Source organism: Clostridioides sp. ES-S-0005-03 (genome assembly GCF_020658455.1).
Lineage (GTDB): Bacteria > Bacillota > Clostridia > Peptostreptococcales > Peptostreptococcaceae > Clostridioides.
Genome location: NZ_JACVWI010000001.1, coordinates 1,163,052 through 1,182,250, shown reverse-complemented (window position 1 = coordinate 1,182,250; position 19,199 = coordinate 1,163,052). Strand labels below are relative to the sequence as shown.

The 19,199-nt window shown below is 28.8% G+C and carries 15 protein-coding genes; all 15 read left to right on the top strand.

Features of this window, described 5'->3' with window-relative positions; genetic code table 11:
- Nucleotides 1-138 precede the first annotated feature (138 nt).
- Complete coding sequence (locus IC218_RS05670; protein ID WP_227434746.1) at nucleotides 139-447, top strand: hypothetical protein; 309 nt, start codon at nucleotides 139-141, stop codon at nucleotides 445-447.
- 282 nt (nucleotides 448-729) lie between these two features.
- Nucleotides 730-1,230: a QueT transporter family protein gene (locus IC218_RS05665; RefSeq protein WP_227434745.1), complete on the top strand. Its 501-nt coding sequence runs from the start codon at nucleotides 730-732 to the stop codon at nucleotides 1,228-1,230.
- Nucleotides 1,231-1,303: 73 nt separating this feature from the next.
- Complete coding sequence (locus tag IC218_RS05660; RefSeq protein WP_227482571.1) at nucleotides 1,304-2,281, top strand: helix-turn-helix transcriptional regulator; 978 nt, start codon at nucleotides 1,304-1,306, stop codon at nucleotides 2,279-2,281.
- A 49-nt stretch (nucleotides 2,282-2,330) separates the two neighbouring features.
- Complete coding sequence (locus IC218_RS05655) at nucleotides 2,331-3,053, top strand: cell division protein (RefSeq protein ID WP_227434743.1); 723 nt, start codon at nucleotides 2,331-2,333, stop codon at nucleotides 3,051-3,053.
- 27 nt (nucleotides 3,054-3,080) lie between these two features.
- The gene (locus IC218_RS05650) at nucleotides 3,081-5,015 is read left to right on the top strand and encodes an McrB family protein (RefSeq protein ID WP_227823994.1); all 1,935 of its coding nucleotides are present in this window, start codon (nucleotides 3,081-3,083) and stop codon (nucleotides 5,013-5,015) included.
- A complete protein-coding gene (locus IC218_RS05645; RefSeq protein WP_227434741.1) occupies nucleotides 5,008-6,276 on the top strand; it encodes an McrC family protein in 1,269 nt (422 codons plus the stop codon). Before IC218_RS05650 ends, IC218_RS05645 begins: the two co-directional genes overlap by 8 nt.
- A 336-nt stretch (nucleotides 6,277-6,612) precedes the next feature.
- Nucleotides 6,613-7,653 (top strand): sigma-54 interaction domain-containing protein, encoded by a 1,041-nt coding sequence (locus tag IC218_RS05640; protein ID WP_227434740.1) that lies wholly within the window; start codon nucleotides 6,613-6,615, stop codon nucleotides 7,651-7,653.
- 346 nt (nucleotides 7,654-7,999) lie between these two features.
- On the top strand, nucleotides 8,000-9,322 hold the full coding sequence (locus IC218_RS05635; RefSeq protein WP_227434942.1) for a uracil-xanthine permease family protein: 1,323 nt from the start codon (nucleotides 8,000-8,002) through the stop codon (nucleotides 9,320-9,322).
- A 295-nt stretch (nucleotides 9,323-9,617) separates the two neighbouring features.
- The gene (locus tag IC218_RS05630; RefSeq protein WP_227434739.1) at nucleotides 9,618-10,979 is read left to right on the top strand and encodes a uracil-xanthine permease family protein; all 1,362 of its coding nucleotides are present in this window, start codon (nucleotides 9,618-9,620) and stop codon (nucleotides 10,977-10,979) included.
- 72 nt (nucleotides 10,980-11,051) lie between these two features.
- Nucleotides 11,052-12,446, top strand: coding sequence for an amidohydrolase family protein (locus IC218_RS05625; RefSeq protein ID WP_227434738.1), 1,395 nt, complete (start codon nucleotides 11,052-11,054; stop codon nucleotides 12,444-12,446).
- Between the two features lie 61 nt (nucleotides 12,447-12,507).
- Entirely contained in the window at nucleotides 12,508-12,978 is a 471-nt protein-coding gene (locus IC218_RS05620) for a (2Fe-2S)-binding protein (RefSeq protein WP_227434737.1), read from the top strand.
- A 2-nt stretch (nucleotides 12,979-12,980) separates the two neighbouring features.
- Nucleotides 12,981-15,197, top strand: a complete 2,217-nt coding sequence (locus IC218_RS05615) for a xanthine dehydrogenase family protein molybdopterin-binding subunit (protein WP_227823993.1) — start codon at nucleotides 12,981-12,983, stop codon at nucleotides 15,195-15,197.
- 81 nt (nucleotides 15,198-15,278) lie between these two features.
- Nucleotides 15,279-15,950: a flavodoxin family protein gene (locus tag IC218_RS05610; RefSeq protein WP_227434735.1), complete on the top strand. Its 672-nt coding sequence runs from the start codon at nucleotides 15,279-15,281 to the stop codon at nucleotides 15,948-15,950.
- A 595-nt stretch (nucleotides 15,951-16,545) separates the two neighbouring features.
- The gene (gene dpaL, locus IC218_RS05605) at nucleotides 16,546-17,760 is read left to right on the top strand and encodes a diaminopropionate ammonia-lyase (RefSeq protein WP_227434734.1); all 1,215 of its coding nucleotides are present in this window, start codon (nucleotides 16,546-16,548) and stop codon (nucleotides 17,758-17,760) included.
- A 137-nt stretch (nucleotides 17,761-17,897) separates the two neighbouring features.
- Nucleotides 17,898-19,085, top strand: a complete 1,188-nt coding sequence (locus tag IC218_RS05600; protein WP_227482575.1) for a YgeY family selenium metabolism-linked hydrolase — start codon at nucleotides 17,898-17,900, stop codon at nucleotides 19,083-19,085.
- Nucleotides 19,086-19,199 lie beyond the last annotated feature (114 nt).

The following is a 19,199-nucleotide window of genomic DNA, read 5'->3' as shown; positions in this document are numbered from 1 at the left end:
TTTATACAGATTTTAGACTAGTTTTACATGTTAAACAACCAGTTATGTCATACCTGTTGAAAGATATTTAATAAGTAGTTATTATAATATTATGAAACTTTACTTGTAAAATATAAAATTAACTAAGGGGATGATGTTTTGGCTGGAAATCTAAATAATATGAGAGCAGTAAATAATTTTAGAGGAGATAATAACATTTTAGAATGTTTAGTCAGCTTTGAGGGTCGTTCAATAAGTCAGAGAAAAGCAAGGGTATTTTTTAAGGAAATGAAGAATCAAATAGAAATCGACTTCGTAGAAGAAGAAATTTCTAAACTTGTTGAAAATGTTGTTTTAAATACATCATATCAAGAAATGTTATATGATGAAATAGAGAAACAGCTGGAAATTGATTGTGTAGGAACTTGGATGATATTATCTAAATTAAAAGATGCTAGAGTTCATTGATTTTAAAATAAATTATTAGAGCCTAATTTTAAGGCTCTTTTTTAATGTTTTTAATTAAGATATAAACTTATTTTAATTTATATATATGATAATTATAACATATATTTAAAATCTAACTATTTAATTTTATATGTATTCTATTGTATAATATAAATTAGATTAATAAAATAGTTCGTTAAAATAATTTATTTATTTTAAATTATTGTTTAAGTTTATAAATTTTGTATAAAATAAAATTATATTATTAATTTTTAGCAATAAAATTTTCACTAGGAGAGATATATGAGAAGAAATAGTACCAATATAGCAGTAACAGCAGTTGTTACATCAATTTATGCAGTTTTAACTTTATCATTAGGATTTATAAGTTATGGACCAATACAATTTAGGATAGCCGAGATTATGATGCTTCTAGCATTTTTAGATAAGGGATATATAGTAGGTCTTACATTAGGTTGTTTTTTAGCCAATGTAATAGGTCCATATGGTGTACCTGATATAATTTTTGGAACATTTGCCACATTTGTAAGTGCAAGTTTAGTGTATATTACTAGAAAGTTAGGCGGTCAAAATAAAAGCACATTAATTATAGCTTCTATATGGCCTACTATCATAAATGCAATTGTAGTTGGATTAATGTTAAATATATTTTTTGGACTTCCTCTAATATTATCGATGATACAAGTAGGTTTTGGAGAATTTGTAGTAGTAACCTTGGTAGGAGTACCATTCTTTTGTTTTTTAATGAAAAAATATAGAAATATCATTGATATTAAGTTTTAGAGTGCAGAAAGTTATTTTGTAGATTAAAAATTAGTGTGAATTAAGAATAGTATTATTATAAGGGGGATTTTATTTGTCAAAGATAAAGAGATTAACTGATGTTTGGACATATATTAATGATAGACAAAAGTTTACAATCAAAGAGTTGTCAGAGAAGTTTAATCTTTCAACTAAAACTATTCAACGATATTTAATAGAATTAAATGAAATGGGGCTTCCAATTAAAGCAGAAAAAGGTAGAAATGGAGGTTATAGAGTATTAAATAATAGCTATATACCTCCTGTTATATTTACAGAAAAAGAAGTTATGTCTATAGTTTTTGCATTTAAGTCACTACAAGTTTACAATTTTTCACACATAAAAAAAGAAATTGATTCTATAATTAAAAAAATAAATTATAATCGTGAAAGTAGTGCAAAAATAGGTATAAACAACATTGAAAAATATATTGAGTTTATAGCTAATTATAAAAATATTGATGCCAATATTGTGACTGAATTTTTCAGGTCTTCATCAAACTCTTGTGTTTTAAATATCAAATATAAATCTGGAAATCAGTTGCTGGAGAAAAAAATATGCCCAATAGGTATATATTTAAATGAAGGATTTTGGTTTTCACCAGTGTATGACTATGAAAGTGATAATATTATACTAATACGTATAGACAAAGTACTGGAAATTGAAAAAGTAGGAGAGTCTAAAAAAGCATGTATAAGTTTGAAAAGTTGGCTAGATTCAGTATATAGCAAGTTAAATGAAGAGATGGCAATTACTAAGAAAACTAGTGAAATTGTTCATTTGCATGTATTACTCACAAAAGAAGGTATTTCTAAAATAACTAGAAGTTTTTTAGATTTGGATATAGAATTAAATGAAAATGGAAGTGGAACAATTAGTAAATTTATAAAGTATGAAGAAATAGATTGGTGGATATCTACATTATTTTCAATAGGAAAAGATGCTAAAGTTATAGAACCAAAATTTATGAATAAATTACTTTATGATAGGGCTAAAGAGTTAAAATATTTTTATGAAGAAAATATGATATAATATTTAAAAATGTTAAAATTAAATAATTATTAAGGAGATATATATTATAATGGAAAGTTTTAATAAGAATGCTAAGATAATTGGTATTGGAGCTAAAGGTATTAATATAATAAATGAAATAGAAGAAAAAGTAAAAATAAATATGGATATAGAAAAAATTACTATGAATCAAGAGGTTGAAAAAGAATATGTTAGAAGTCTTTTAGATGGAGTTGACATATTATTTTTAGCATATTCAACTGAAGATAAACAAAGTCGAGAAGTTATAAAAGCTATTTCATACATGTCTAATGAAAGACGAATTTTATCTATAGGTATAAATTCTTCAGAAGAAGAAAATAAAGATGACTTAGGAATTAATAGAGAATTTAAAGTCAATGAAAATAGTATTTTAAAATTTGTTGATTTGATGAATGTTATGATAGAATCTATTTCAGACTCTTGTATGATAAATATAGATATAAGTGATTTAAAAGAAGCTATTATAAGTGATAAAGGGATTAAGTATTCTTTTGAAGAATTTGAAGATTCAAAACAGCACAGTGAAATAGTAGATATTTTATTTGAAAATATGGAACATTTTGGTGAAGAATTTATTGGGAAAAAAGGTATAGTTTTTGTTGAAGGAAATGATAAATTTTCACTAGTTGAATTAAATGATTTGATGAATAATATTCAAAGTAAGGTAGAAGAAGGCTATGAAATAATATTTTCTTTATACTTAAAAGAAAATTTAGATGGAAAGATTAAAGTGGGAATGTTATATAATTAATGTATTTTAGATATTAAGGAGAAGTATATGTCTGAAAATATAAATGTTACAGAGTATTGGCTAATGGAAGAATTTTTTTATCAAGAGACAGATACACCACAAATTTTTAAAGAAGAAAGCATAATTGCATTGGGATTTGATATAAAAATAAATTTAAAAAAAGTGCTTAATATGGGAAAAAAATCTGAAAAATACATTAATGAGAACTGTAATGACAAAGATTTTATAAAAAAATTTATTTCAGTTAAAAAAGGAGATTATTTTCTATATAAGGCATATCAAAATGTAGAAGAAAAAATTAAGTATAGTGTTCTTATTGGTATTGTTGAAGAAAGTTTTGAAAATGGTTATGAATTAAGTCATATCTTGGGTCATACATTACCTATAAAATGGATGTACACATTTGATACAGTTTTAAATTGTAAAATATATACGAGTGAGTTTTATAAATTAAATAATGAAGATATAAATACATATTTAGACATTATTAAATTGCAACATAATAAATCATTAAAAAAAAGAATAGAAGAAAATGACAATAATAAATGGTACCTAAAAAACTATTATTATATAGATGTAGATAAGTGTGTAGAGAATGAAGAACTGTTTATTCAACCCACTAATTTAGAACAATTAGAAAACTTGAAAAATATAAATACAGATGATTATATTCTAGTATATAATAGCGAAAAAGTAAGTTACGAAAATGACCATACAATGAAAAGCTTATTTGGTGTTTGTCAAGTTAAAGAGGGTTTTGATAAAGACAAAATAACTACTTCAGAAGGTGGATGTTTTTTACCTGTAGAATGGATAGAAAATGAAAAAGAGAATATTGATGGAAATGCATGGGTTATCTTTGAAAATAATAATTTAGTTGAAAAATATATAAAAAGATGTATTAATAAAATTCCATTAAATACCATACTTTATGGTCCACCAGGGACGGGTAAAACATATAATGCAAAACAAATAGTTTATAATTTAATAAATGAAACTAGTTTAAAAAATAATGATTGTACAAGTTATGTAGATTATAAAAATAATGTAGAATTTTGTACTTTTCATCAATCATATGGATATGAAGAGTTTATAGAAGGTCTCAAATCCGATGGTGAAGGTAATTTTAAGCCAGAAGATGGTATATTGAAGGAAATATCTATAGAAGCATGTTACGATGGGTTGAAACTTGAAAAGAAGCTAAATCTTGAGTTAGAAAAAGATACTTTAACTATAGAAGATGTAAAGGCAAGAAAAAAGATGTTGGTACTTGATAATATAAAAGATGTTGAGAACTTTAATTTTGAAGAATCAGAAAACTATGTTTTAATAATAGATGAAATCAATAGAGGAAATATATCTAAAATATTTGGGGAATTAATAACATTATTAGAAGATGATAAAAGACTTACTAAATCAAATCAAACTATCGTAAAACTACCATATTCAAAAGAAAGATTTTCTCTACCTCCAAATTTATATATAATTGGTACTATGAATACATCAGATAAATCCATAGCTCTTTTAGATATAGCTTTGAGAAGAAGATTTGCTTTTGAAGAAATTATGCCAGACTATGATTTATTGTCCGTTGTAGATGGAATAGATGTTAAAAATATGCTATATACAATTAATAAGAGAATAGAGTTTTTATATGATAGAGACCATGTTATTGGACAGGCCTACTTACTAAATGTAGAAAATATTGATGATATAGTGGCCGTATTTAGAAAAAAAATAATACCACTTCTTCAAGAATATTTCTATTATGACTCAGAAAAAGTAGGACTTATTTTAGGTGGTATAGGTAAAAATGAAAATGACAAATATATTGTTTATAAGGAAGAAATCACAGCATCTAAATTATTTAAAAATAATAATTCATCAATAATGGAAAGTAAAGTTAATTATTGTATAAAACGAAATATATCTATTGAGGAGTTAAAAAATATATATGAGTAAAAATATATATGTAAAGGAAACTTATGAATGGATAAAAGTAGGTAATGGTGAAAATGAACTTACAGAAACTGAATATGAAAAATTACTTAAATATCTGGATAATAATAATGATGTGTTAAAGAGTAATATAATAGATATCAGATATAAAAAACTGAGATTCATAAATTATGTAGGTGTTATATATTTTGAAAATGTAATATTGGAGATACTTCCAAAGCTGTCATTAAGTAATGATATTGTAAAAGATAGAGAAATGCTATTACAAATGCTTTCTACATGTAATAAGATTCCAATTATAATAAACGAAAATATAAAATCAAGTTTAAAAAATTATAATCTCATGAATTTTTTTGTTATGTATTTTATTGAAAGTATGCAAATGCAAATTAAGAGAGGGATTTATTTTGAATATATAAATAAGATAGATAATTCGAATGTTGTAAAAGGCAAGATATTAATAAGTAAATATGCAAGAGAAAAAAATATATCTCCAATGAAAATAAAATGTGAATATGATGAGTATAGCGAAAATAATTTTTTGAATCAAGTTTTAAAAAAGGCATGTGTATCTATATTATGTAGAGTAAATGACAATTTAATTCAAAATAAGATAAAAAAAATTTTGAGTTATTTTTATAATGTGGACTTAGTTTATATAAATAGAGAAGAACTATTGGATTACAAATTTTATAAAAATAATGATAGATTTAAAGATTGTTACTCATTGGCGAAACTTATACTTTTAAATTTATCGATGGATAACAGCGAAAATAATCAAGATGCATTTTCTATATTATTTGAAATAAACATTTTATATGAAGAATATATCGGAAACTTAATAAAAAATATATGGAATAATGAATTTAGAGAAACGTATATACAAGATAAAAGTAAATTTCTTTTAAAAAATGAGCAAACAGGAAAGAAAACTTTTAATTTAAGACCAGATATAGTTTTATATGATTCAAAATATGAATCTGAAATCATAATTGATACAAAATGGAAAGCTATTGAATTGGATTCAAATATCTTCTATAGATCAAGTGATATATATCAGATGTATGCATATATAACATCTTATGAAAATGCAAAAAGGTGTATATTATTATATCCTTGTATTAAAAAAGATAAAAATTATAGCTCTTGGAGATTATTGGAGTCGTTTAAAGGTAAATTTATAGAAGCAAAAACTGTAAGATTGGATAATATAAAAAACACCATATCTGATTTGAAAAAAATAATTTTTAATTATAAATTTTAAAAATAAGAATTATAAAAATAATAAAAATACATTGTATAAAGCAATAAACAATTTTATAGCATATAAGAACTATAAAAAAATAATAAATGAAAATTTTTGTAAACTATTTTAGATGTTAAACATGGCACTATAATTGCTTATTTAGCATAGAATGCTTGCAAAATAAAGAAAGTATACCTGCTAAATTGAAATTTAAGTAGGTATATTTTTTCTTAAGCTTCATTTGAAAATTAAAATATTATTGTAAAATTATAACTAAGCTTTTCTGTTATGATATAATTAAATAGATAATTTAAATGATGATTATATATAATACTTATTTGGAGTTGATATTTTATGGATAAACACAGTGATTCAGTAATGTATGGTGGAATGGAAGTATACAATATTTGGGGAACAACAACAGTAGACTCTATAATTGGGGAGTCTGATGTAATGCTTGCTCTTAAAAATAGAATTTGTAAAATTGGAAATAGTGATTCTACTGTAGCGATAACTGGAGAAAGTGGCACTGGAAAAGAGTTAATAGCAAGAGCCATTCATCTCGCAGGAAACAGAGGGAATAAAACATTCGTTGCTATAAACTGTGCTGCTATACCAGAGCCCTTGCTAGAAAGTGAACTTTTTGGGTATACAAAAGGAGCTTTTAGTGGGGCAGATTCAAAAGGCAAAATTGGTAAATTTGAATTAGCTAATGGAGGAGTTGTATTTCTAGATGAGATAGGGGATATGCCAATTCAATTACAATCAAAGCTTTTGAGAGTGTTACAGGAAAAGAAGTTTACAAGAATAGGTTCAAATGAACTAATTGATATAGATGTTAGAATTATATCAGCTACTAATAGAGATTTATTTGAGTTGGTTAAAGAAAATAAATTTAGAGAAGACTTATATTATAGATTGAATGTAATACCTCTAGAAGTACCTCCTCTTAGAGATAGAGGAGATGATATACAAATATTAATAAATAATTTTATAGATAAATATTCAAGGAAGATGAAAAAAAATGTATACCATATAGAGCCAGATGTAGAACATATGCTGCTTAAATATCCGTGGCCAGGAAATATAAGAGAATTAGAAAACACTATAGAATTGGCTTTAAATCTTCTTGAAGAAGATGGGATAATACATAAAGGTATAATAAATAGAAAGATAATTGAATATTTTAAGTTAAACAAAATAAATATAAAATTACTTGAGGAAAGTGACTATGAAATAAATATGGAACAAGATATACTTACCCTTGAAGAATTTGAGAGAGCATATATAAAAAAGGTATTAAAGTTTTATGGAAATGATACTAAATCTAAAAAGTTAGCTGCTAAAAAGCTTGGAATATCGCTAGCAACATTGTATAGAAAGATAGATGTATAGTAATTATTCTTTTAATTCTCAATTCTAAAATTTGAAATTATAAAATTGATAAAAATCACTTGAAAAACTATTTTCTAAGTGATTTTTTTTGTAATAAGATTTTATTATCCAAAAATAAAAAAAATTTGAAAGAATTTAAAAAAAGAAATGCTTTATCAAATTATTAAATACTAACAAATATAATAAAAATTATATATGTAAAACAATTTTGTTAAAATATTGGCATTATAATTGCTTCATATTAAATCAAGATGACAAAATAAAAAAGAAAGGATGTTGAATAATAACTGTCATTAAAAAATAGTTGGGAGTGATAACCTTGAGTAAATATCAAAAAAGTGTATCTATGTTTGATATTGATGGAAGGCCACCAATTTTAAAGTGTTTACCACTATCAATGCAGCATATACTAGCAATGATAGTTGGAACTGTCACAGTACCTATAGTTGTGGGAGGAGCTGTTGGTGCTAGTGCCACACAAATAACACTTTTAGTGCAATATGCATTAATAATAGCTGGAATATCAACACTTATACAACTATATCCAATAGTAAATATTGGTTCAAGATTGCCTATAATTTTTGGAGTCGGTTTTACTTATGTGCCAACACTCGTAGCAGTTGGAGGAAGTTATGGACTAGCGAGCATATTGGGAGCACAATTAATAGGGGGAGTGGCTACAGTATTAATAGGAATATTTATAAAAAAGATAAGAAAATTTTTTCCTAATATAGTTGCAGGAACAGTAGTTTTTACAATTGGATTATCTTTATATCCTATAGCAATAAATTATATGGCAGGTGGTGTAAATAGCCCTACTTATGGCTCTATGCAAAATTGGGCAGTAGCAGCTATAACACTAGTGGTAGTTATAGGTCTTAGTCAATTTGCAAAAGGTTATGCAAAATTGGCAGCAATATTTTTGGGAATTATAGTTGGATATTGTGTATCTTTAGTTTTGGGCATAATAAATTTTGACCCTATTAGAGAGGCAGCTTGGTTTGCTATACCTAAGCCACTTGAATTTGGACTTAAATTTGATATACCAGTAGTAATCTCTGTAGTAATTGTAAGTATAATCAATGCTGTTCAAGCAATTGGAGATTTGTCAGCTACTACAATGGGAGGTATGGATAGAAATATAACAGATAAAGAACTGTCAAGTGGAGTAATAGGAAGTGGAATTTGTACTATGATAGGTGCTTTGTTTGGAGGTTTACCACCATCATCATATAGTCAAAATGTAGGTATGGTAGCTATGAACAAAGTAATAAGCAGATTTGTACTTGGAATAGCTGGTATATTTATGTTATTATCGGGATTTGTACCTAAGTTTGGTGCATTGATGACAACTATACCATATTCTGTTTTAGGAGGGGCTACAATATCTATATTCAGTATGATAACAATGACAGGTATAAAGTTAATTATTACAGAAGAATTGTCATCAAGGAATATTACTATTGTAGGTTTGGCAATAGCTTTAGGTATGGGAATAACATCAGTTCCGGCAGCACAGGAAGCATTTCCTCCATTTGTAAAGTTAGTATTTGGAGAATCTCCAATAGTAATTGCGACATTGGTTGCATTTGTTTTAAATCTAATAATACCAAATAAAAGTCTAGAAGATGAAGCTAAAGAAAGAGCTGTTATGGAAAAGGCTAATTAAAAAATGATAATTTAAAAGGGTTGTTTAAATTATTTTATTATGAGATTGTTAGATTACTTCAGATAGCTATTCATTTTAATAAGAAATTTAATAAAGAGTATACATCAGACATTTAATGTTTAGTCAAAAAGAAAATCGGGGAGGGTATATTTGCACGTTTGTTAAATTTTTATAAAAATAGCTCAGTTTAGCTGTGGTTATCGGTTGAGCAATAAATTCATGGTCATAAAAATATTTATAGAAAATAATTATAAAATATTTAGTCAAGATATTTATGTATGGGAGGATTTATTTTATGAAAACACGTAATACTTCAAAATATGATGTGGATGGGATACCACCACTAAAGGAATCGGTACCTTTAGCTTTACAACATTTGTTAGCAATGATAGTAGGAAATATGGTGCCTGCAATATTAATAGCAAACGTGGTAGGACTTAACCAGGGGCAAGCGACGATGTTGATTCAAGGCTCTATGTTAGCAGCAGGTTTGGCAACGTTTTTACAATTATATCCAATACCTTTATTTAAAGGATTTAAATTAGGTTCAAGATTACCTGTAATGATGGGAATGAGTTATGTATTTTTAGGGGCCTGTCTTTCTGTAGCAGCTAAAGACGGTTTAGCAGCTCTATTTGGAGCACAAATTGCTGCTGGGGTAATCGTATTCTTTGTAGGATTTGCAGTTAAGAAAATTAGACATATATTCACTTCTATAGTTTCTGGAACTATAATAGCATGTATGGGACTTGGATTATTTGCAACAGCTATAAAGAATTTAGCAGGAGGAGAAGGTGCACAAACATTTGGAAGTCCAATAAATTTTATAGTAGGAGTTATAGTTGCTTTTGTAATAATAATGATAAATAAGTATGGTAAAGGCTTAGTTAAAAACTCTTCAATATTAATTGGAATATTAGTAGGATATGCTATATCTTTAGTTTTAGGATTAGTTGATTTTTCTGCAGTTAAAGGTGCAGCTATAGTATCTTTGCCAACACCAGCAGCTTTTGGATTGGAATTTAGACCAGAGTTAATAGTAATGTTTACTATTATTTACATAATAGGTATAGCTGATATGATGGGTGCGTGTACAATAGCAACAATAGGTGCAATGGACAGAGAGGTAACTGATGAAGAGTTATCATCAGTTGTTTTAGGAAACTCTGTAACTTCTATAATTTCATCACTATTTGCAGCTCTTCCAACTGGAGTATTCAGCCAAAACACAGTAATTGTATCTATGAATAAAGTTACAAGTAGATTTGTAATAGCATTAGGAGCACTTGTATTATTGCTAGCAGGAATATCTCCAGCATTAGGAGCAATAATGACAACTATACCATCTTGTGTTGTTGGTGGAGCAACTTTAGTAGTATTTTCATCAATAGCAATGTCTGGTTTTTCTATTATGAGTATGGATGGTTTTACTGAAGAAAATAATCTTATAGCAGGAGTATCTATAGCAACAAGCATGGGTCTTACAACTGCTCCACAAGTTTTAGACCAATTTCCAGCAACAATTGGAACTGTCCTAGGAGGCTCAAGTATAGTTTCTGGAGCAATAATAGCTATATTACTTCAAACACTATTTAAACTAAAAGGAAGTAAGAAAGCTGAAAACGTTACTTCAAATCTTGAGGAAAATATTGGATAAATGTATTAGATATGATATGAGAAAGCTATGTGATAAAATGTTGTAATGAAAGTATTAAAAGGGGGATTTAAGATGATTGATATACTAATAAAAAATGCAATAGTTGTTACAGTTAATAAAAATAGAGAAGTTATATTTGATGGAGCAATAGCTATTCAAGGTGACAGAATCTTAGATATAGGAAATACAGATGATGTTGAGGTGAAGTATACTGATGTTAAAAAGGTTATAGATGCTAAAGGAAAAGTGATATTCCCTGGATTTATAAACACTCATAATCATCTATTCCAAGTATTATTAAAAGGTCTAGGAGACGACATGGCACTTCATGAATGGTTAAACACAATGATGTTTCCATCAGCAAAGTTCTTGACAGAACAAGATACCTATGATGCTGCAATGCTTGGATGTATGGAAGGTTTAAAAAGTGGTATAACTACAATGGTTGATTATATGCATACACATAATAGACCAGGACTTACAGATGGAATAGTAAAAGCATATAAAGATTTAGGTATAAGAGGAGTAGTTGGTAGGGGCTGTATAGATTTAGGTATTCATAAAGAGCTTATAGAAGACGTGGAAACGGTTGAAAAGGATTTGAGAAGAGTATTTGAAAAATATCATAATTCAGAAAATGGAAGAATAAAAATTTGTGTAGCACCTTCTTCAATGTGGGCTATATCTGAAGAAATGGGTAAAATGCTTTGGAATATAGTCAAAGAGTATGATTCATACTTCACAGTTCATATTTCTGAAACTGAATTTGCAAGAACAGCAACAAAAGATATACATGGGGAAATAGATATAAAATTACTTGAAAAATGGGGAATAGTAGGTCCAGAGGTTGTAGCAGTGCATTGTGTATGTATAACTGATGAGGACATGGAAATGCTTAAAAAGTATGATATAAAAGTTTCTCATAATGTTGCAAGTAATATGTATCTTGCTTCTGGTGTTGCACCTGTTCCAGAAATGTTAAAGAAGGGTATAAATGTAAGCTTAGGTCTTGATGGTGCAGCAAGTAACAATGCACAAGATATGGTAGAACTTATGAAATTAACAGCTTTACAACATAAGGTAAACAATTGTGACCCTCTTGCAATTTCTGCAGAAAAAGTCCTTGAAATGGCTACAATTGAGGGAGCAAGAACTCTTAGAATGGAAGATGAAATAGGTTCTTTAGAGGTTGGAAAAAAAGCTGATTTAGTAATATTTAACTCAATGCTTTCTCCAAAATCAATACCTCTTCACAATCCTGTATCAACTTTGGTATACTCAGCTAGTATGCACAATGTAGAAAGTGTCTTAGTTGATGGAAATATAATACTTGAAAATGGTAGAGTTACTACAATTGAAAGTGAAGAACAAGTCTTATTGAATGCTCAACATGCAGCAGAAGAATTATGTAAGAGAGCTAATGTAACTAATAGAATGGAAGGGCATAAGTGGAATAGCTTATACTAGTATAAAAACAAACTTGTAATAATATTCTATTACAACATTAGTTTATCTGTAGGAGGAGAAAATGGAAAAAATAAAATTAAATATTAATGATTACATGTATGAAGTAGAAGTTGAAAAGAATGAAACTCTTTTGCATGTACTTCGTGAAAAATTAAATCTAACTGGAGCGAAACAAGGTTGTAATAGTGGCAGTTGTGGAGCATGTAAAGTTTTGATAGATGGAGTAGATATAAAATCTTGTAAACTTCTTGCAAGGAACTGTGAAGATAAAGTTATATACACTATAGAAAGTTTTGCTAATGGAGAAAATCTTCATCCAATACAAGAAGCTTTTATAGAAGTTGGAGCTGTACAATGTGGATATTGCACTCCTGGCATGATTATAACTACACAAGCTCTTTTAAATAGAAATTCATCTCCTAGTGAAGATGAGATTAGAGAGGCTTTTAAAGAAAATCTCTGCAGATGCACAGGATATATAAAAATTATAGAAGCTGTAAAATTATCTGCAGCTAGATTAGGAGGTAGATAGTTATGGAAAAAGTCATAGGAAAATCATACCCTCTAAAAGATGCAGCTTTAAAAGTTACTGGTCAAATGAAGTATGTAGCAGACATGAAACCGCAAAATGCACTTCATGCTAAAATGCTTTTAAGCCCAGTAGCACATGCAAAAATAAAAAGTATAGATACAAGTGAAGCCGAGAAAATCGTTGGAGTTAGAGCCATAGCTACACATCTCAATACATCACAGAGAAAATATAATGGTTCTTTACGATTTTATGAACATAATATACCTGAAAATGAAGTTATTTTTTCAGATACAGTTAGATTTGTAGGTGACCGTGTAGCAGCAGTTGCAGCAGAAACACCAGAAATAGCAGAAAAAGCTGTAAAACTTATAAAAGTAGAATATGAAGAATTACCAGCTATATTTACTATACAAGATGCAATAAAAGAAGATGCTATATGTATACACGGAGATTCAAACATGGTTTCTCAAAATAATATAAATGGTGGAGATGTAGAAAAAGGTTTTAAAGAATGTGACTACATCTTTGAAGACGAATACTCTACTCCTGCTATACATCATAGTGCAATAGAAACTCACAGCGTAATTGCACATTATGATTATAATGATAAATTGATTGTACATACACCTTGCCAAAATACATTTGGTTTTAGAATAATATTATCTCAAATTTTTGGGATGTCATTAAATAAGATAAGAGTTATAAGACCTGCTATTGGAGGTTCATTTGGTGGGAAATTAGAAATGACAATTGAGCCAGTAGCAGCAGCATTGTCAAAAATGACGAGAAGACCAGTCAAAATGGTTCTTACAAGAAAAGAGTCTATGATATCAACAAGAACTCGTCATGGGTCTTTTGTAAAACTAAAAACTGGTGTAAATAAAGATGGAGAAGTAATAGCACAGGAGATAAAAATATACACAAATACAGGTGCATATGCATCAAGTGCTTTAAATGTTATAGGAGCACTTAGCCATAAAGTGTTTAAAGTCTATAAAATACCAAATATAAAATTTACTGGAATACCAGTATATACAAATACACCAATAGCAGGTGCCATGAGAGGTTATGGTTCACCTCAAATATTTATGGCTCAACAAGCTCAATTTGCAAAAATAGCTAAGAAAATAGGTATGGATTTAGTAGATTTTCAAAATAAGAATGCTGTAGAGCCAGATGATGTTGATATAATCTTCCACGGTTCTCTTGGCAATCCTAGAGTTCTTGATTGTATTGAACAAGGTAAAAAAATGTTTAAATGGGATGAGAAGAAAGCTCTTCCAAAAGAAGAAGGAAATTATTTAAGAGGTATAGGTATGGCAATAGGTGCACATGGTAATGGAGTTTTTGGTGCACATAGAGATGTTGTCACATTGACTCTTAAATTAAACGAAGATGGTACACTAACACTACTTACGGGAGCACATGATATGGGTAATGGTGTTGTAACTATGCAAACAATGATGGTAGCTGAAGTTTTGGGAATAACTCCTGATAAAGTTGATACTTTTGAAACTGATACTGATGCATGTACATTTAATCTTGGAGATTATGCAAGTAGAGGTGTATTTGTAGAAGGTGGAGGAGCTAAAAAGACAGCAGAAAAATTAAAGACTTTAATACTGGAAGAAGCAGAAAAATTACTCGAAATTTCAAAAGAAGAGCTATATCTAGAGAATGGATATGTAATCAGTAAACTTGATGAAAATATTAAAGCATCATTATCTGATGTTGCAGTATATAGTCAAAGTAAGTCTTTGAGAGAATTGACAGTTGTTGAAGATTACTCTTCTCCAGCAGGTATTACTTCTTATGGTGTACATTTTGCTGAAGTTTTAGTAGATAAAGAAACTAAAGATGTAAAAGTAGTTGATTTTGTAGCTGTACATGATGTTGGTAGAGTTATAAATCCTCTAAATTTAGAAGGTCAATTAGAAGGCGGAATTCATATGGGGTTAGGTTATGCGTTAAGTGAAGAGCTAGCCTTTGATGAGCAAGGAAGACCTAAAGCTACTGATTTTAAAAATTATAAATTATTTAGAACTGTCGATATGCCAAAGTGTCAAGTTGCATTTGTAAATAGTTATGAAAAAGCTGGACCTTTTGGTGGCAAGAGTATTGGTGAATGTGCAGTTGTACCAGTTGCACCTGCTGTAGCAAATGCAGTATATGATGCAACTAATGTAGAGATACATTCATTGCCAATAAAATTAAAATAATAATACTTAAACTTAAAATGAAACTTTATTAAAGTTATAGAAAGTAATAAAAATAGATTTATTTGATGAGGAGATATTGTTATGGCAAAGATATTAGGTATTTGTGGAAGTCCACGTAAAGGAGCAACAGAATATGCAGTATTAGAAGCTTTGAAAGAAGCTGAAACTATACCTGGTATAGAGACTGAGTATTGGTCAGTTAGAGGGAAAAAAATAAGTCCTTGTGTGCATTGTGATGCATGTATAAGAAAAGAGACTATGTGTATCATAAAAGATGACATACAAGAATTAGAGCAAAAAATATTAGAAGCAGATGGAATTATAGTGGGTTCTCCAGTGTATGATATGAATATAACTGCTCAACTTACAGCAGTATTTAATAGACTTCGTCCTATGTATTTAGTTCATCCAGGAAAACTTCAAAATAAAGTTGGAGCAGCTATAACTACTGGTGGAACTAGATATGGTGGTCAAGAATTAACAAAACTTCCTATAATAAATTTCTTCTTAATGCATGAAATGTTAGTATCTGGAGGATTAGGAGGATGCTACATAGGCGGTACAATATGGAGTAAAGATGGAAAAGCAAAAGGGGCTCAAGAAGACGAAACAGGTATGGACACAGTAAAAAGACTTGGAAAAGGTGCTGCAGAAGCAGTTATGGTTTCTAAGTTTGGTCTTGAAAAATGGAATCTTGTAAAAGAAGAATTAGATGTTAAAAAAGATGAAAAATCACCTCTTAGAGACCATTAAAAAGCAATTACTTCTTCAAAAAAAATAAAGACATATGGACATGTGAGATATAAAGTTGACACTCTAAGGGAAAAGGAAATATAGCATTTTACTTTAATCTGACAGATGATAATTACAAATCTGCAATTATTTATGTGAATGCCAAAAGTAGTATTGTTTGTTTCACTTTATCACAAAATTCCATAACTGAAAACTAAGTTGATACAGTTACAAACTTATATACATACGAGTTGAATTTTTACTATTCGCTCAATAAAAAATAGTGATGTAATAAAATATTACATCACTATTTTATGTATTTTATTAAATATTTTATAGATTTATATGTCAAAAAATACATAAGGAATACGTTTTAAGTATTAATTTTTAAATTTTAAAAATGAGAATTAAAAAGTGAGAAGATGAAAAAGGTTTTTTTATTATCAAATTCTATATACATTAGATAACCTAATAGATAAAAGTAAAAAAAGTTGAAAGTATTGCAAATTCTATGCTAAATAGCCACAGAAAAATATTTGATATATATTAAGTGTTGGCATGTTAATTGCTAATATATAGAGTATAAAAATTTAACAATAATTTGGAGGTATTTTAGATGCTAAAAGAAATTAAATGGAAAGTAAACAATCTGCCAAAGGGCGATAAAGAAAATTGTATCAAATTTTTAAATGAAGAAGAAATAACTAAGGTTAGAAACTTCCATAAAAGCTTTCCTCAATATAAAGAAACTCCATTAGCAAACCTAGAAGGTTTAGCAAAAAAATTAGGTGTTGCAGGAGTATATGTTAAGGATGAATCTTATAGATTTGGATTAAATGCATTTAAAGTTTTGGGTGGTTCTTACTCTATGGGTAAATACTTAGCTCAAAGATTAGATACAGATATATCAGAGTTAGGATATGAAAAATTAACTTCAGATGAAATAAAAGAAAAATTAGGAGAAATAACTTTCTTTACAGCTACAGATGGAAATCATGGTAGAGGAGTTGCTTGGACAGCTAATAAATTAGGTCAAAAATCTGTTGTATTAATGCCAAAAGGTTCTTCTGAATTTAGATTAAATAAAATCAAGGGAGAAGGTGCAGATGCTAGTATAACAGACTTAAATTATGATGACGCAGTAAGATTAGCTAATGATTATGCAGAAGCTGATGACCATGGAGTAATGGTTCAAGATACAGCATGGGATGGATATGAAGAAATACCAGCATGGATAATGCAAGGATATGGAACTATGGCTCAAGAAGCTATAGAACAATTAAAAGAATATGGAGTAGATAGACCAACACATGTATTTGTGCAAGCAGGAGTTGGTTCGCTTGCTGGTGCAGTTCAAGGATATGTTGCTTCAATATATGATGAATGCCCAATAACAGTAGTAGTAGAAGCTGATGAGGCAGATTGTTACTATAAATCAGCAGAAGCAGGAGATGGAAAACCAAGATTTGTAGGTGGAGATATGCCAACTATAATGGCAGGTCTTGCTTGTGGAGAACCAAATACTATAGGATTTGAAGTATTAAAAAATCATGCAGCAGCATTCGTTTCAGCACCAGACTGGGTTTCTGCTAAAGGTATGAGAACATTGGGGAATCCTTTAAATGGTGATGAAAAAGTAATCTCTGGAGAGTCTGGAGCGGTTACAACTGGTCTTTTAATAGCAGCTATGGAAAGAGAAGATTTAGCTGACTTAAGAAGAGATTTAAAGTTAGATGAAAATTCAAGAGTACTTTTAATAAGTACAGAAGGAGATACTGACCCTGATAAATACAGAAGTATAGTTTGGGATGGAGAGTATCCAAGCATATAGATAATTATTAAAATATTATCTTTATCAAATAACCATTTACATATTAAAAAGATTATAAGTTCTAAAATTTAGAAATTATATAAATTATAAAGGCTTAAATTAAAATATACATTTATAAAATCTAGGGGGATAACGAAATGCTAAACGAACAAAGAAAACAAGAAGTAACTGAGATATGTCAAAAACTAATCCAAAATCCTAGTTCTTCTGGAAATGAAGAAGGGGTTGTAAAAGCAATAGAAGAATCTTTTGAAAAATTAGGCTTTGATAGCTGGTCAAGAGATAGATATGGAAATATAGTAGGATGCATAAAGGGAAATAGACCAGGTAAAAAAATATTATTTGATGGTCATATAGATACAGTTCCAGTTCCAGATGCAAGTAAATGGAGTGTTCCTCCTTTTGAAGGAAAAATAGTAGATGGAAAGATATATGGTAGAGGAACTTCTGATATGAAAGGTCAGTATACTGCAATGATGTCTGCTGTAGCGTATTTTGCTAAAGATACTAATAAAGACTTTGCTGGTGAATTATATGTAGCAGGAGTTGTTCATGAAGAAATATTTGAAGGAGTTTCAGCTAGAGAAATAAGTAAAGCTGTTAAACCTGATTATGTTGTAATCGGAGAATCTTCAGAACTAAACTTAAAGATTGGTCAAAGAGGTAGAGGAGAAATAGTTGTAGAAACTTTTGGTAAACCAGCTCACTCTGCTAACCCAGAAAAAGGTGTAAATGCAGTTTATAAAATGGCTAATGTAATTCAAAGAATACAACAATTAGTACCTCCAACTCATCCAGTTTTAGGTGATGGAATATTAGTTTTAACAGATATAAAATCTTCTCCATATCCAGGTGCATCAGTGGTGCCAGATTATTGTAAAGCTACTTTTGATAGAAGATTATTAGTTGGAGAAACAAGAGAAGGAGTATTAGCTCCAATACAAGCATTATTAGATGAAATGATGAAAGAAGACTCAGAATTAAATGCAAAAGTTTCTTATGCATCTGAAAAAGCTGACTGTTATACAGGAAATACTATAGAAAGTGAAAGATTCTTCCCAGGTTGGTTATATGATGAAGATGATGAATTTGTTCAAGCAGCATACAAAGGATTAAAAGAAGCTGGAATAGATTCAGAAATAACTCAATATTCATTCTGTACAAATGGAAGTCACTATGCAGGTGAAGCTGGAATAAAAACAATAGGATTTGGTCCTTCTAAAGAAAATCTTGCTCATACAATAGATGAGTACATAGAACAAGAACAATTATTTATAGGAACAGAAGGTTACTATGGAATATTAAAATCTGTATATGGAAAATAATATTTAGTTCACAATAAATTATTTAAATATAGTCTAGAGGTGCTAAATTTAGCACCTTTGGCAAACATAAATTTATGTAAACATTCTAAAAGAATCTACTAGAGCTTAAAAGTT

Coding starts and splice junctions, on each gene's coding strand:
- IC218_RS05615 (WP_227823993.1), top strand. CDS start 12,981: ATGGAAAAAGTCATAGGAAAATCATACCCTCTAAAAGATGCAGCTTTA.
- IC218_RS05630 (WP_227434739.1), top strand. CDS start 9,618: ATGAAAACACGTAATACTTCAAAATATGATGTGGATGGGATACCACCA.
- IC218_RS05650 (WP_227823994.1), top strand. CDS start 3,081: ATGTCTGAAAATATAAATGTTACAGAGTATTGGCTAATGGAAGAATTT.
- IC218_RS05640 (WP_227434740.1), top strand. CDS start 6,613: ATGGATAAACACAGTGATTCAGTAATGTATGGTGGAATGGAAGTATAC.
- IC218_RS05665 (WP_227434745.1), top strand. CDS start 730: ATGAGAAGAAATAGTACCAATATAGCAGTAACAGCAGTTGTTACATCA.
- IC218_RS05600 (WP_227482575.1), top strand. CDS start 17,898: ATGCTAAACGAACAAAGAAAACAAGAAGTAACTGAGATATGTCAAAAA.
- IC218_RS05655 (WP_227434743.1), top strand. CDS start 2,331: ATGGAAAGTTTTAATAAGAATGCTAAGATAATTGGTATTGGAGCTAAA.
- IC218_RS05635 (WP_227434942.1), top strand. CDS start 8,000: ATGTTTGATATTGATGGAAGGCCACCAATTTTAAAGTGTTTACCACTA.
- dpaL (WP_227434734.1), top strand. CDS start 16,546: ATGCTAAAAGAAATTAAATGGAAAGTAAACAATCTGCCAAAGGGCGAT.
- IC218_RS05625 (WP_227434738.1), top strand. CDS start 11,052: ATGATTGATATACTAATAAAAAATGCAATAGTTGTTACAGTTAATAAA.
- IC218_RS05645 (WP_227434741.1), top strand. CDS start 5,008: ATGAGTAAAAATATATATGTAAAGGAAACTTATGAATGGATAAAAGTA.
- IC218_RS05620 (WP_227434737.1), top strand. CDS start 12,508: ATGGAAAAAATAAAATTAAATATTAATGATTACATGTATGAAGTAGAA.
- IC218_RS05610 (WP_227434735.1), top strand. CDS start 15,279: ATGGCAAAGATATTAGGTATTTGTGGAAGTCCACGTAAAGGAGCAACA.